Below are 15,214 nucleotides of genomic sequence, written 5' to 3'. Positions count from 1 at the left end.
AGTCGCCAGCATCAAGTAATCAAGAGTTAATAAATAGCAACTGCGTATCAAATTGTATAGGGGCGCTTTTAGCCCGCGTCATTAATAGATAAAATGCTACACTAATGAGGTGTCTATTCAATTGTGTCTTAACAGTATCGTCTCTTATTATTTTGACCTAACCCTTAATAACTTACTGCTAATAAAGTGCTGCTATGAAACCTAAATTGCCCCCACGTATTGCCGTTTTGTTAGTGAATCTTGGTACACCAGATGAGCCAACGGCCCCTGCCGTACGTCGCTACCTCAAACAATTTTTGTCAGACCCACGAGTGATTGAGATTCCCAAATTCCTATGGGCTATTATTCTGAATCTATTTGTCTTGCCGAGTCGTCCTAAGCGCGTAGCAAAGGCTTACGCCAGTATCTGGGAAGGTGATTCGCCGATTCGTAAAATACTAAAAAGCCAAGTTGAGCTATTAGAGCCACGTTTGGCCGATAGTGTGGCACCATTTCGTGTCTCTGTGCATCCTGCGATGAGCTATGGTAATCCTGGTTTGCCTGATGTCATGGATGCGCTACGTGGTGAAGGAGTTGATCACTTTGTCATCCTGCCGTTGTTTCCGCAGTATTCGGCTTCTTCAGGCGGTGCCGTATATGATGCGCTGACGAAGTGGACGCTCAAGCAACGCAACTTGCCAAACTATACGATTGTCAAAGACTACTTTGCCCATCCGTTATATATTCAAGCATTGGCCAACTCTATTCGCCGTTTTCAAGAGAAACATGGCAAGCCTGAAAAGTTGATGTTTAGTTTTCATGGTATTCCGCAGCCTTATGCCGATAAAGGCGATCCTTATCCTAAACGTTGTAAATGTACCGCTGCACAAGTGGCGCATGAACTTGGCCTGAACGACGACGAATGGATTATTAGTTTCCAGTCCCGCTTTGGTAAGCAAGAGTGGGTCAAGCCGTATACCGATGTGGTGTTGGAAGATTGGGGTCAGTCAGGTGTGCGCTCGGTACAGGTGATCAGTCCGGCGTTCTCGGCAGACTGTCTAGAAACACTAGAGGAGCTAGCCATTGAAAACCGTGATAATTTTCTTGAAGCAGGCGGGCAAGAGTACCATTATATTCCTGCATTAAACCTTGATGAGACACATATTGAATTGCTTGAAGCGTTAAGCCTGCCTTTGGTAAAAGGTTGGGCTGGCACGCTAGATGGTTGGGTTTAGAGAGTCGAGCGTAGTTGTATTGGTGCGTTGAATAGTAGAATAAAAAAAGCACGCTTAATATAGTTAAGTGTGCTTTTTTGGTTTAGAGAGGTAGATAAACAGACGTATTAAGTTCTAAAAATCATCATCGTTGCTACGTTCAGCCGCTTCTCTATCCACAATATCCATCGCATCTGGATAATCACTGTCATCAAGGTTATCTTGAACTAAAATCTCATCGACACGAGACTCATCGATATTTTGACGATGCGCAGGTGTTAGTCCTTGGGTCGCATCACTACCGACTTCTGAGTTATTAAATCCCGCACTATTATCAATCACATCATCGTTATCGATGGTATGCAGCATAGGATTGTCCAAATCGACCAATTGGTTGTTTTGTTCATCCTGATTGCTGCTATTTAACTTATCGACGTGGTCATTATTGTCACGACGATTACCGTCAATATGATCCATCTCTTCTGGTAGTGGGTTTTTTGAGTTTTCCATGAGTAATTCCTTATTGTAGTTATTAGATGTCGCCATCATTAGAAGTAAAAATATCGCGCTGGCTTGTTAAAGCATCGCTCATTGCAATGTAGATAATATGCTTCTCAGTTTGTACGCTTAATCAACTTTTCACTAGTAGTAAGGTGTGACAGGATGTTCAAAAAATGTAAGACGATGATTAGAATGCAAAACGGCTACTCAAGATGAGTAGCCGTAATTGTTTATGAAATTCATGCTAAGTCTTTGTACGGTAGCCAGATTGCTACATAAAAAATTAAACTTATAGTTTTAATTATTAGCGTGGTCAAACTTATAATTTAACTTCTGTACCAGATACGACTGATAGTCAGCCAGCTTAAATCGCCATAAATAGGTCAAGGCAATACCATAAATGGCAGTCTCAGCCAGCTCTTCGACAATTTCACCAAATGTATGCGGGAACACAATTGCGTTCTCGCCCATGTATTGCACGATAGCAAGTACAGTAACGCTAAGATAGAGCGAAACGGGCACGTTTTTTAGCACTGCCCATAGGTAATGCCTTGAGTAGACCAGCAAACCAAGCGCGACGAGATAAATAACGGTAAGGACGCTGTCCTCCCACCAGTCATAAGACTGACCAAGCATCAAAAAATCGCTTGGAACCAGTAAGTCTGGTAGATAGTTCAACTCTCGACGAATGACAGAAACAAGTATAAGTACGGCTGCTAGCCAAAAAGCCTTAATTTGTTTGACATGACTTTTCATAACATATTGTGAACTGCGCAATAGGCATATTAATAAAAATATAATGCCAGGGATTTCAATGATGCCATCTGAACTCAAAATAACTGGCTCCTGCGTATCAAAAAGAATGTGTTAAAAACAAAAAAGTGAACCCAAAGGCTCACTTTAAAGCAAAAATATCGAATAGTTAGGGTATAACAGATGACCTATTATAAACCCCGTACCTAGATATTACTGTTATGAAATATAACTAACTGGTCATAAGTAATTGTTAATATAAACAATATATAATGACTTATTGTAGTGTCAGTTATCAAAAACTATCATACCTGTAAGGTACATCGATAATCATACCTTACATGCTTGATTAAATGGCAGTTAATGATTAGTGTGCCTCATCCCAGTTTTGACCGCTATCAGTCTCGACTAATAAAGGCACTGCAAAGTCAACGTTCCAACCTTTTTCTACTGCCGTAGTCGTCAAGACATCTTGCATAGCATCAGTAATTAGCTGGCTAACTTCGTCTACTTTATCGGCATCCACTTCGAACACCAGTTCATCGTGAACCTGTAGCAGCATTTTGGCTTGCTCTTTTGGCAGCACTTTATCAACCGCAATCATGGCAAGCTTGATTAAATCGGCAGCAGAGCCTTGTAGTGGGGCGTTAATCGCCGCGCGCTCAGCACCTTGCTTGACCATACGGTTACTATGGTTGATATCAGGCGTATAGAGCTTACGGCCCAATATCGTCTCGACATAGCCTTGCTCATAAGCACTTGCACGCGTATTAATCATATAGTTTTTGACGCCTGGATAGCGCTCAAAATACATATCGATATAGTCTTGTGCTTCGCCGCGGCTCATCTGTAGCTGCTTGGCAAGTCCAAAGGCACTCATCCCGTATAGCAGACCAAAGTTAATAGCTTTAGCATTACGGCGCTCGGTTGAAGTGACGTCTGCGACATCCTTACCAAGTACTTCGGCAGCGGTAGCCGCGTGAATATCTAACCCTTCGTTAAAGGCGTAGGTTAGGTTTTTATCACCTGAGAAATGCGCCATTAAACGCAATTCGATTTGTGAATAATCCGCTGCCAAAATAACGCGACCTTCTGGGGCGATAAAAGCTTGACGAATGAGGCGACCAGTCGCAGTACGAATTGGAATGTTTTGCAAGTTAGGATCTGTCGATGACAGACGCCCAGTGCTCGTTAATGCCTGATGGTAGCTAGTATGCACGCGATCGGTTTCGCTATCTGCGACATTATCGAGTGCATCAGTGTAAGTGCTCTTAAGCTTGGACAGTCCGCGATACTCCAAGGTAATGTCGACCAATGGATGATCGATTTTTGATAGTACCGCCTCACCAGTCGAGTATTGACCAGACTTGGTTTTTTTACCACCAGCGACGCCTAGCTTTTCAAACAGCATTTCACCGAGCTGCTTAGGAGAGCCTAAGTTAAACTCTTCACCTGCCACTTCATAGGCGCGCTTCTCTAGAGCGATAATTTCTTCATCAAAGCGTTTTGATAGCTCGTTTAAGAAGGAGCGTTTAATCAAAATACCATGTGCCTCCATTTGGCAAAGTATCTCTGCTGTTGGAATCTCTAGCTCGTGTAGTAATTTAGCGTTATTGGCATCATTAGCCAGCTCAACGCTGAATACGTCAAATAATTGATAGGTGATATCAGCATCTTCACAAGCATAGTCGCTCGCGATATCGATGGCCACTTGGTCAAAGGTAACTTGTTTAGCGCCTTTACCTGCTACATCTTCAAAGCTGATGGTTTGCGTTTGCAGATAATGGCGTGCCAAATCATCCATGCCGTGGCGAGTGGCTGCCGCATTGATGACGTAGCTAGCAAGCATGGTGTCCATTGCCCAGTTATTTGGCTGCTCATGTATGGCGCCGACTAGATCGATATCATAGTGAGCGAGGATGTGCGCATCATACTTTAGATGCTGACCGATTTTACCGATATTTGGATTTTCTAAGACAGGTTTTAAGCGAGCTAATACTGTATCGCGACCAAGCTGCTTGGCAGTTAGCTCATCACCTTCTAGGCTATGAGTAAGCGGAATGTAATACGCTTCATGCGCTTGCAACGCGAAGGATAAACCGACGATTTGTGCATCACGCCAATGAACGCTAGTGGTTTCGGTATCAATGACAAAATGCGGAGCAGCTTCTAACAACTCGACCAAGCTATCAAACGCTGGCTCGTCGAGTACAGTGTGCCACGCTTTATCATGGTTAGCGCTGTCTTTGATGTTGTCGCTCTTGGTGGATTGGAGCGATTTTGCCACCTGTGCCTGTGACTCCGTATCGGCCTGGCTATCAGCAACACTTTTAGAGCCATTGGCAGGATGATTTGGATGATCAAGCGATGCCAGCTCATTTCTAAACTCAAGCTCATTATATAAGTCGCGCAGTTCATCTATATGCGCACAAGGATCGGTATTGATTTTTAGGTCATTCCAATCTTGACCGATTGCTAAGTTAGTGACGATGGTAGCAAGCTTTCTGTTAAAAGGAATATCGTCAGCGTGTTCAATCAGACCTTTCGCCCCACGACCTTTGATAAAGCCAATATGTTTGAGCATATTTTCGATATCACCATACTCAACGAGTAGATCTTTAGCGGTCTTTTTACCGATACCCGGTACGCCTTTGATACCGTCAGAGGCATCACCCATTAGCGTTAAGAAATCGATCATTTGGTTTGGGTTAATACCGAATTTATCGATTACCGCTGGTGTATCCGTGACTTTGCCCGTAAAGCTGTCTTCCAGTATCACGCAGTCGTTGACCAGCTGCATCATGTCTTTATCACCCGTCGAGATGACCACATGATGACCTTGCTCGACAGCGCGATGGGCAAGTGTACCGATAATATCATCCGCTTCTGCACCCTCAATACGCAACAGTGGAATGCCTAATGCGGTGACTAAACGATGAATATAAGGAATTTGCTCTACCAGCTCGACATCGATGGGTGGACGAGCAGCCTTATAGTCAGCAGACATATGATGGCGAAAAGTCGGTGATTTGGTATCGAAGCAGACAGCCATATGGGTAGGGTGATAGCGACGCATCAGCTTGAGTAGCGCGTTGAGTGTACCGCGTATCGCATTGGTGATTAGGCCCTGCGAGTTTTGCATGGTTTTTGGTAGGGCGTGATAAGTGCGGAACAGATAATAGGAGCCATCAACCAAAATAAAAGGCGGCTGATCTTTGTCTACATGACTGGTATCCATCAGCGCCACGTTAGGCATGGTATCGAAGTTTGGTAATGCTTTGGGGTCAAGCGCTTGGTGAGAGTTGTGGTTGTTATCGGTGGTATTGTCAGCTATGTCATCAGTCATAAAAGTCACTTATCAGCTATTAGATAAAAATATATACGCTTATTATAACGATAAAATTAGCGCGTGCCGAACTGCTTAACCGTTACGAGATGTTCTATCGTGTTCTTTTTTATTGAAATCTATATTGGAGTTTTCGATATTTCATGTCTAGGATAAATAAATTGCTAAAAATAAAAAAAGAACCCAGATAAACTGAGTTCTTTTAATATCTGATGAATATCGACTATTTATAATTTAATAGACGTTAATAACGAGTCTCTAAATGCGTTATTTTACTTCTGAAGAGACTTCGACATCGATGTTACCGCTAGTCGCTTTCGAATACGGGCATACTTCATGCGCTTTTTCGACCAATCTTTGGATCTCGTCAGCAGATAGGTCTGTATTGTCAGCGATGACATGGATTTTTACGGCAAGCTTATATTCGTGATTGTCACCTTGTAGTAGGTCTACAGAAGTCTCAACAGTTGAGCCAAATGTTGCGCTTTCCATTTTTTTGACTACGCCTAAAGCACCATCAAAACAAGCACCATAACCCATGGCGAGTAGTTGCTCAGGATTATTACCTTTTTCATTACCGCCTGGTGGCACCATATTGATTTCAAGATCACTATCGCTCAAGGTCGCTGTACCCATGCGGCCGCCAGTAACAGTAGATTTGGTAGAGTATAAAGATTTCATGACACATCCTTTGTTGTGAGTTTTTATGTTTATATTTAAATGGTAAATCCTAATGTGAAACCTAGCATAACAAATCGCTCACGCAGCTCAGTGCATAGAGAGTAAATATATACTGCTAGTTTGTAAATGAGATTTCGGACACAGTTTTATTCGTTTTTATATTTACAATCTTATCGTACAGCCGTCAAAGAGGTACAATAGCGGTAATGAGCCATATATACGTTATCAGTACGGATAATAAAAATCTGAATCATAAGGACATTGTTTGATGAATAGATGGATTGCGATACCTAGTGTTTGCTTTTTGACGACGCTTGCTTTGATAGGGTGCGAGGAAGAAGACGGCGCTTATGGGACGGCTAGTAGCGAGATTACATTGACAAGCTTTGCTAATAGTTACGATAGCAAAGCCAATGCTACGGCAATTGCGCGAATTGATGAAACGTATCGTACTGGTGCGCGCGAGATCAAAACAACCAATCTCATCAACAGTTATAGCAATCAAAGCCTGAATGATTTAGACAGAACCGTACTAGCAGATAACTTCGAGGGTCGACTTGAAAACAAAGACATCGAGGTTAATAATCGGACGGTCAAACGGCCCATTTATGAAAAAAACACCAACAACCAGCTAGACTACCAAACCACTTATAAGACGCTTAACTTATCAGGGCTGCGTGCGAACAGCTATGTTTCTAGTACAAACGTGAACAATAGATACGGTATTATTACCGACTTAAATAATTATTCTGAAATTCCGACCAATGTTGCTTTTCCTGAAGGGTCGGTTTGTTATATCCCTGTGGTAACCAGTGAGCGCTCGTTTTTGGCATTTAATGAGAAAAACAAGACTGGATACGCCTCAATAGAGAGATGGATTGAAGTGGCCAAAACTCGCTTTAGTGCAGATAGAGATCATAGAACTTCTCAGTTCGGCGTTGGCGTAGGCAATCAGCAACAAGCCGCGCAAGTTATGTTTTTCGAATACGATGATCAGCCTGCTTATGAATATAGCGGTGTTGAGTACGGAAAAGACGTCTATGAAGCAAATTATGTCGCTAAAGGTAGTACTGACCCGAATACGGACAGTCGTTTTGACGTAGTCGATTGTACAATCGTCAATGAAGTGGCTGGCGACTTCTTAGCTGAGCAAATAGAACGCTACTATTGAGATGGATTGATGGCTATTAGTCGTGCTACTCAAGCAGGATAATCGCAATTTAAAAGCCCAAAAACACGCTTCGTTTAAATAACGGGGCGTGTTTTTTTATACGCTAATTCTGCACCCTGATGCTAAATCCGCTACAATACGCTCATTATTTATTTTATTTATTTAGAGTCACTTCTAAATCACATAACTGTTGAAGCTGAAAATTATGAGCGTAGATCCAAAGAAATTAAACAAAGAAGTTGCTAAGCGCCGCACCTTTGCTATTATCTCGCATCCCGATGCTGGTAAGACCACCATGACCGAAAAACTCCTGTTGTGGGGTCAAGCGATTCAGGTAGTGGGCGAAGTAAAAGGCCGTAAAACAGATCGTCATGCAACCTCAGATTGGATGAGCATGGAACAAGAGCGTGGTATCTCGATTACGACGTCTGTCATGCAGTTTCCGTATAAAGACCATATGGTCAACCTGCTAGATACCCCAGGTCACGCCGACTTTAGTGAAGATACCTACCGTACTTTGACCGCAGTGGATAGTGCGCTGATGATGGTCGATGGTGCAAAAGGTGTCGAAGAACGAACCATCAAGCTGATGGAAGTATGTCGTATGCGCGATACGCCTATCATCTCATTCGTCAACAAGCTAGATCGTCAGATTCGTGAGCCGCTTGAGTTGCTTAGCGAAATCGAAGCAGTATTGAAAATCAAATGTATCCCAGTAACTTGGCCTATCGGTATGGGTCAAGATTTTATCGGTGTCTATCATTTGACTGAAAATAAAACTTACTTTTATGAAAAAGGTAATGGCGGCAAGATGACGGTTTCTGAGACCAGAGAAGGCTACGATTATCCAGATATCCGTGAGCGTCTAGGACAGTTGATGTTTGACGCTTTTGAAGAGTCGCTTGAGCTGGTACAGATGGCGCTAGAAGAGTTTAGTGTTGAAGCATTTTTGGCTGGCGAGATGACGCCAGTATTGTTTGGTACGGCATTGGGTAACTTTGGGGTAAACATGGTACTTGATACCTTGGTCAAATATGCACCGCCGCCAAAAGCTCATCCAACGACTGAGCGTGAAGTATCAGCCACCGAGACAGATTTTACGGGCTTCGTTTTTAAAATTCAGGCCAATATGGATCCGCGTCACCGTGACCGTATTGCGTTCTTGCGAGTGTGCTCTGGTAAGTACGAGAAGGGCATGAAAATGAAGCATGTACGTCTGGGTAAAGACGTACGTATTGCCGATGCTTTGACCTTTTTAGCAGGTGACCGCGAGGCACTAGAAGAAGCCTATCCGGGTGATATCATTGGTTTGCATAACCATGGCACCATCTCTATCGGTGACAGCTTTACTGAAGGCGAAGAGTTAAGTTTTACGGGTATTCCGCATTTCGCCCCTGAATTGTTCCGCCGTGTGGTGCTAAAAGATCCGCTTAAATCAAAAGCGTTGCAAAAAGGCCTGCAGCAGTTAAGTGAAGAGGGTGCAACGCAGGTATTTATGCCGCAGATTAATAATGATTTGGTCTTAGGCGCAGTCGGTGTCCTACAGTTTGAAGTGGTCGCGCATCGTCTAAAAGAAGAGTACAAGGTGCAATGTACCTTTGAGCCAGTATCGATAGCTACGGTACGCTGGATTCATTGCGATGATGAAGTAGCATTGGCGAAATTTAAGAAAAAAGCTCATGACCAATTATCATTAGATGGGGGCGGTTATCTAACCTATCTTGCACCGTCACGTGTCAATTTACAGCTGATGCAAGACCGCTATCCAGAAGTGACTTTTAGTAGCACACGCGAACATTAAATTTATTTATACGCTTATATCGTCTATTGATTAAGACACGCCAGCCGTGTCTTTTTTATTGCCTGTATTTACGTCTTAAGTAGTAAGAATCAGATATCCGTTTGCTTACATCACCTCAAAAACGTGAACAGTCTTCCTACAATACATTGCAATTGTTACGGTAGAATATTGAATGGCATTTTATATTTGTAAAAGAGGACATATGCACACTACGACTCAAACTGATGATAAATCTATGTCGGCTGATCTATTTTCGATGAAGGTAAGCCAGAGACGTTCAATTGCTATGTTGACTGGCAGCCTACTATTAAGTGCAGTCAGTATGTCGGTAAATGCAGGAAGCTTTATTAGCAGTACGGAATACCTACCGTATCAACTACCCAGTAATATACAAGAGACGTGTGACAAGCGTGATAACTGTCCAGAGATTGAAGTTAAATATCTTAAAAGTAGTCAAAACTGGATAGATGAGATTGCCAATGCCCGTATCGATAACATAGTCGTCAATAGTCAGATGACAGAGTCAGCACCTATCAAGGGTAAAAGTAGCAAGAAAGAAGTTACGGCTGCTCTTGATAGCTTTGTGAATTCGCAATTCCAAGATACGCCTGATGATGTGTCGTGGGGTTATAATCTGATGGTAGCGCCCGATTATCTAGGTCATGTCGATGACTTTGAACTGTTTGAGATAAGCTCTTACGTCTATACGGGCGGTGCACACGGCATGCCTTATAGCGAGTACCTAGTATTTGACCCAAGTACCAAAAAACAAGTCACGCTTGACGACATGCTTATCTCAGGGCAAAAACCTCGTTTTGAGGCGCTTGCCTATGAGGCGTATAAAGTGTGGGTCAAAACGGTTGCCGAAGACGCGAGCAGTTATGAGAAAAACTGGCCATTTACGTTAAGCGATAATGTGACTTTGACAGATACAGGCGTTAGCATTCGTTATCAGCATTACTCTATCGGTCCATATGCTTACGGTATGCCTGTCCTTAATATCCCCTATAGCAAGCTTGATAAAGTTATAAAACCTCACTTTATACCAAAGTAAATACTGTATGGTGTTTGAGGAAAGTACTTAATAAACCGTCCTAGGCAAATACCATTAAAGAAATAGCGACAATACTTATCATAAATTAGCAGTAATATTTTAGAGTTATTATTTTTAGCATCATTGGATATTCAATAGAAAAATAAGGAGTTATAACATGACAAACGAGACAGAAAGTACGAATACGGCAGCAAGTACAACTTGGCAGCTGAATGCATTGACCGAAGCGCTAGGTGACCTAACACTGACGGTTAGTGATAGCTTATCTATAGGTCGTGGTAGTGATAACGACGTAGTGCTAGGTAGCAAGCAGGTTTCTCGTAATCACGCGGTGCTCAGTGTGTTAGATGGTCAGTTGTACGTGAAGGATTTAGACTCTTCTAACGGCACGTTTATCAATGAGCAACGTATTGCAGGTAATGAATCTAGTCATCTAAAAGCAGATGATACGCTTGGCTTTGCAAGTTTTAGCTTTCAAGTACAGGCATCTGCTGCACCCGTGACGACGTCAGAGAGTGAAACGCTAGCGCCAGTAGCCACAGAGGAGCTAGTAGCAGATACACAGGATAATGCTAATACCGCTACTGTGCTAGAAACTCCTGCCAGTGAGCCTGTGACCGAAGAGCAAGTAGTTGAGGAAAGCGTTCTTGAAAAAAGTTCGAGCAAAGAGGCTTTAATTGAAGAAGAGCCGATCATAGAGCAAACAGGCAATGAGCCAGTGGTCAAAGAAACTGGTATCGAAGAAATGTTACCTGCTAAAGATGATACTGTACCTGTAGAGCCCTTACCTGTAGATGCCGGCTCAGATATGACCGAAGACTCAGTCACTTCTACGCACGAAACCGTTGAATCAGTTGTTGAAGAGCCGGCTATTGAAGAGCCAGCTACCGAAGAAGCTGTTGCTACAGAGCCAGTTGTCAAAGAAACAGGGATTGATGAAGTACTGTCTGACGCGGATGCAGCATCGCCTACGCCAGTAGAAGAAACGCCAGTTGCCACAGAGGTAGTAACTGACACATCTGTACCAATAACAACTGAAACAGAGGCTGTGACGTCTACAGAGTCATCACATGCAGCATCTACTGATAGCGCGCCAGTGGTAGAAGAGCAGCCAGTAATGCATGAAGAGCCAGCAGTCCAAGACGAACACGACAAAACGACAAAAACAGAGTTACAAGAAGAAGCTGACCCTGAAGTTTTAAAAGCCAAACAAGCAGCTAGTGCCCAGTTTTCAGGCACGGCTAATTTAGGGCAGCCGCGCGATCTTGGTACTAAAGGCAATAATGCGATGGATCAAGAAATCAGCAACCCTGCTCATGCAGGTCATGTAGAGAAAAAAGCGAGCGGCGGCTGGTTTATATGGGTATTTGTGACCATTCTAATTATCGGTTTGGCCTTATGGTTGTTTAATATGGGCGGTGCATAATTTAAATATACACTAGGTCTTTGTCGTAATTTTTGATCAAGAGCCTTGTTGTGCTTGCCGTTTTTTAAACAAATGACTCATTATAGCGTCGATATTTTACCGAATATTGGCGCTATATTTTATAGAGCAGCTTATAGTTTTATTATTTCCTATAAGGTGCTAAGAGAGCACTATTATGATGACTTTTGAAGAATACCAAGCTTTTAGAGATAGGGGCTTTAGTCACGCACCGTTAGTAAAAAAGCGTCTGATGGATGCGCAGACTCCCGTATCTGTATTCTCAAAAGTGCGTGATCTAAATGGCTCTGCCTATCTATTTGAGTCTGTGGTAGGCGGTGAGCGCTGGGCACGATACTCCATGATTGGATTGGGTAGTGATCTGATTTTGCAGTACGCTAATGGCAATATGACGACCAAACGAAACGATCATATTGATACAGAGTCAGTAGAGAATCCCTTTGATTACCTGCGTGAGCTGATGGCGCAGTATCATATGCCAACTGCTGAAGATGTGCCGACGATGCCGAGCTTTAGTGGCGGTCTAGTCGGTTACTTTGGCTACGATATGGTACGTGTTATTGAGCCAAGTGTCGGCTTATCTGATGCGCCCAATCCAATGTCGATGCCAGATATGTGGCTGATGCTTTCGATGAGCGTTATTGTATTTGATAATTTAGAGAATACGCTATCAATCATCGTCTATGCTGATTGTCAGTCTGAGGATGGCTACAGTTCAGCTATCCGTGAGCTAGAACAAATCGAGGAAAAGCTAGCAGAGCCATCAAACCTGCGCGCACCTGTAATGCCTACGCCTAAATTTATATCGCAAACAGGTGCCGAAAAATACTGTAGCGATGTCAATAAAATAAAAGATTACATTGCCGCAGGTGACGTCATGCAGGTAGTGCCAGCGCAGCGTTTGACCGCGGACTATACAGGTGACTCTCTAGCCGTCTATCGTGCGCTTCGCTACCTAAACCCATCACCATATCTGTTTTTGGTGCATGGTTATACACTCGACGATCACAAACGCTTTGATATTATCGGTGCTTCTCCTGAAATCCTATCCCGTATCGAAAATGGCAAAGTGACGGTAAGGCCGCTAGCAGGGACACGTCAACGTGGCCGAGATGAGGCTGAAGACCTAGCGCTTGAGCAAGAGCTGCTCAATGATGAGAAGGAAACAACCGAGCATTTGATGCTCATTGATTTGGGTCGCAATGATATTGGCCGCGTTTGCGAGTATGGCAGTGTTAAAGTCACAGAAAAGATGTTTATAGAGCGCTACTCGCAAGTGATGCATATCGCATCTAACGTTGAAGGTACGATACGAGCTGACAAAGATGCATTAGATGTTTTTTGTGCCACTTTCCCAGCTGGAACGCTGTCGGGTGCACCTAAAATCCGCGCTATGCAAATTATCGATGAGATAGAACCAGTACGTCGAACAGTATTTGGTGGCTCAGTTGGTTATTTAGGTTGGAATGGTAATATGGACACGGCCATTGCTATCCGTACTGCGGTGATGCGCCGTGGTGAGATACACATTCAAGCCGGAGCAGGGGTTGTTGCTGATTCTGTTCCAGAAAAAGAATGGGATGAAACCAATAAAAAAGCATTGGCATTAGTAAAAGCGGTAGAAATGGCCTGTAACGGCTTGCGTATTCGCTAATTAAATAGCCAGTAATATGATAAAAACAAAGGCTGCCAGCAAAAAGCCAATTTATTGCCATATTTTTATTTATAAAAAAACTAGCTTAATCAGTGACTTAAATATTTATATCAAATTAATTTAAAAAAAGATGAAAAAGTACTTGCGCATCTCAAAAAATTTGATAGAATAGCCACCACTTTAAGAGAACAAGCCGACTTAGCTCAGTTGGTAGAGCAACTGACTTGTAATCAGTAGGTCGCCAGTTCGATCCCGGCAGTCGGCACCATCTCTCTTAAAGTAGCTTTTTATGAATTTGTCTTAAATGTAAGTCATTTTTGTTCAAAGCAATCTAAGGTGGGGTTGGGGAGCGGTCAAACCCAACAGACTGTAAATCTGTCGCGAAAGCTTCGAAGGTTCGAATCCTTCCCCCACCACCATATTTTCTAAAGTTTGTCATAGCGCCAAGCATACTCTCTATATCTCATAACTCTCGATTAGAGTTATCCTGAATAAGAGTAAATGCGGGTGTGGTATAATGGTAACACCTTAGCCTTCCAAGCTAATGACGCGGGTTCGATTCCCGCCACCCGCTCCATATATACACCATCGCAAAGCATAACAATAAATCATCACGAGAGTCAGTAATTATTGCTGTATCGTGATATTTTTTTTAGTGCAGCTCAAAGGTTTTAACATACGCTCATATAGCTCAGCGGTAGAGCACTCCCTTGGTAAGGGAGAGGTCTCGAGTTCAATTCTCGATATGAGCTCCATTTATTGTTTATACCTTTTATGCTTGTTTTGCTATTTATATAACTTTGCGTCGATATCGAAATTATAGAATATTGAAATATATAACAGTAGTGCGGTAGACAATGATTCAAAGGTGACACTGAGGTGTTGCCTTTTAGTGCTGTCAGTATATTAATAAATATTGGTTTTGATGGTCTTATATAGAGAAGACTAAAACTAATAGGTCATTATGCAGACGTTAATACACTATTTTTTGCACTTTGTTTTTCCTCTTTTTATCGCGATTGCGTTTTTTAGAAAAGAGTGGAAAAAAGCATATCTGATTTTGCTTGCGACCATGTTGGTTGATATAGACCATCTGGTAGCAAACCCAATATTTCAGGCAAATAGATGTAGCATTAATTTTCATCCGTTACATACTTATTATGCGATGCTAGTGTATTTTGTTTTACTCTTTCTTCGTAAGCCTTTTAACATCATTGGAATTGGACTGTTGTTCCATATGTTAACGGATTTTACGGATTGTTTGATGATGTCGGTCAGCTAATATCGCGACCTTGCATATCAAGATAATTATACGGTTATAAGAAAGGTTATAATCAATCGAGCTTTATATCTACTAGTTAGAGAGAAGTTGATTTCGATTGAGAGATGTATGACTATTTAAGACAAGTCAGCGTATAATAACGGATACAAGAATTAGTTCGGAGCATTGTTTAAGCAGTGGTTCGTGCGGTTGATAGCTAGGTTTATGATGATTTAATTCTATTATGAGCCATTAAACAGCTTTTTATTGATCATTCACCAAAAAAAGAGGAAATACCCATGGCAAAGGCCAAGTTTGAACGTAACAAGCCACACGTCAACGTCGGTACAATCGG

General features: G+C 42.5%; 11 protein-coding genes and 4 tRNA genes. 11 read left to right on the top strand and 4 right to left on the bottom strand.

What is annotated here, in order from left to right:
* The first annotated feature begins 194 nt into the window (after positions 1-194).
* Positions 195-1,214 (top strand): ferrochelatase, encoded by a 1,020-nt coding sequence (gene hemH, locus ACHEVO_RS06845; protein WP_394124405.1) that lies wholly within the window; start codon positions 195-197, stop codon positions 1,212-1,214.
* A gap of 114 nt (positions 1,215-1,328) precedes the next feature.
* Here the strand turns inward: hemH and ACHEVO_RS06840 are convergent, their stop codons facing one another.
* The 4 genes from ACHEVO_RS06840 to ACHEVO_RS06825 all read right to left on the bottom strand — a co-directional run bounded on the left by ACHEVO_RS06840 (position 1,329) and on the right by ACHEVO_RS06825 (position 6,474).
* Positions 1,329-1,703: a hypothetical protein gene (locus tag ACHEVO_RS06840; RefSeq protein WP_394124404.1), complete on the bottom strand. Its 375-nt coding sequence runs from the start codon at positions 1,701-1,703 to the stop codon at positions 1,329-1,331.
* A 288-nt stretch (positions 1,704-1,991) separates the two neighbouring features.
* Entirely contained in the window at positions 1,992-2,450 is a 459-nt protein-coding gene (locus ACHEVO_RS06835) for a hypothetical protein (protein WP_394124403.1), read from the bottom strand.
* A gap of 364 nt (positions 2,451-2,814) precedes the next feature.
* Positions 2,815-5,793 carry a DNA polymerase I gene (gene polA, locus ACHEVO_RS06830; RefSeq protein WP_394124402.1) on the bottom strand — a complete coding sequence of 993 codons (2,979 nt, stop codon included), beginning with the start codon at positions 5,791-5,793 and terminating at the stop codon, positions 2,815-2,817.
* A 267-nt stretch (positions 5,794-6,060) separates the two neighbouring features.
* Positions 6,061-6,474 (bottom strand): Ohr family peroxiredoxin, encoded by a 414-nt coding sequence (locus ACHEVO_RS06825; protein WP_298808379.1) that lies wholly within the window; start codon positions 6,472-6,474, stop codon positions 6,061-6,063.
* A 268-nt stretch (positions 6,475-6,742) separates the two neighbouring features.
* On the opposite strand from ACHEVO_RS06825, the gene ACHEVO_RS06820 reads away from it, so the two are divergent.
* From ACHEVO_RS06820 to ACHEVO_RS06775, 10 genes are all read left to right on the top strand, one after another.
* Entirely contained in the window at positions 6,743-7,645 is a 903-nt protein-coding gene (locus ACHEVO_RS06820) for a hypothetical protein (protein ID WP_394124401.1), read from the top strand.
* Between the two features lie 205 nt (positions 7,646-7,850).
* Positions 7,851-9,446, top strand: a complete 1,596-nt coding sequence (locus ACHEVO_RS06815) for a peptide chain release factor 3 (RefSeq protein WP_057758477.1) — start codon at positions 7,851-7,853, stop codon at positions 9,444-9,446.
* Between the two features lie 202 nt (positions 9,447-9,648).
* On the top strand, positions 9,649-10,500 hold the full coding sequence (locus ACHEVO_RS06810; protein ID WP_394124400.1) for an RsiV family protein: 852 nt from the start codon (positions 9,649-9,651) through the stop codon (positions 10,498-10,500).
* 157 nt (positions 10,501-10,657) lie between these two features.
* A complete protein-coding gene (locus ACHEVO_RS06805) occupies positions 10,658-11,926 on the top strand; it encodes an FHA domain-containing protein (RefSeq protein ID WP_394124399.1) in 1,269 nt (422 codons plus the stop codon).
* A gap of 175 nt (positions 11,927-12,101) precedes the next feature.
* Positions 12,102-13,598: an anthranilate synthase component I gene (gene trpE / locus ACHEVO_RS06800; RefSeq protein WP_394124398.1), complete on the top strand. Its 1,497-nt coding sequence runs from the start codon at positions 12,102-12,104 to the stop codon at positions 13,596-13,598.
* A 192-nt stretch (positions 13,599-13,790) separates the two neighbouring features.
* Positions 13,791-13,866, top strand: a tRNA-Thr gene (locus tag ACHEVO_RS06795).
* Positions 13,867-13,933: 67 nt separating this feature from the next.
* A tRNA-Tyr gene (locus ACHEVO_RS06790) sits at positions 13,934-14,017 on the top strand.
* Positions 14,018-14,101: 84 nt separating this feature from the next.
* Positions 14,102-14,175: transfer RNA gene (locus ACHEVO_RS06785), tRNA-Gly, on the top strand.
* A gap of 103 nt (positions 14,176-14,278) precedes the next feature.
* Positions 14,279-14,353: transfer RNA gene (locus ACHEVO_RS06780), tRNA-Thr, on the top strand.
* Positions 14,354-14,562: 209 nt separating this feature from the next.
* Positions 14,563-14,880 carry a DUF6122 family protein gene (locus tag ACHEVO_RS06775; RefSeq protein ID WP_394124397.1) on the top strand — a complete coding sequence of 106 codons (318 nt, stop codon included), beginning with the start codon at positions 14,563-14,565 and terminating at the stop codon, positions 14,878-14,880.
* Positions 14,881-15,214 lie beyond the last annotated feature (334 nt).

This window comes from Psychrobacter nivimaris, from assembly GCF_043419765.1.
Lineage (GTDB): Bacteria > Pseudomonadota > Gammaproteobacteria > Pseudomonadales > Moraxellaceae > Psychrobacter.
Note: the sequence above shows the minus strand (reverse complement) of the source record. Positions and strands in the feature narration are given on the sequence as shown.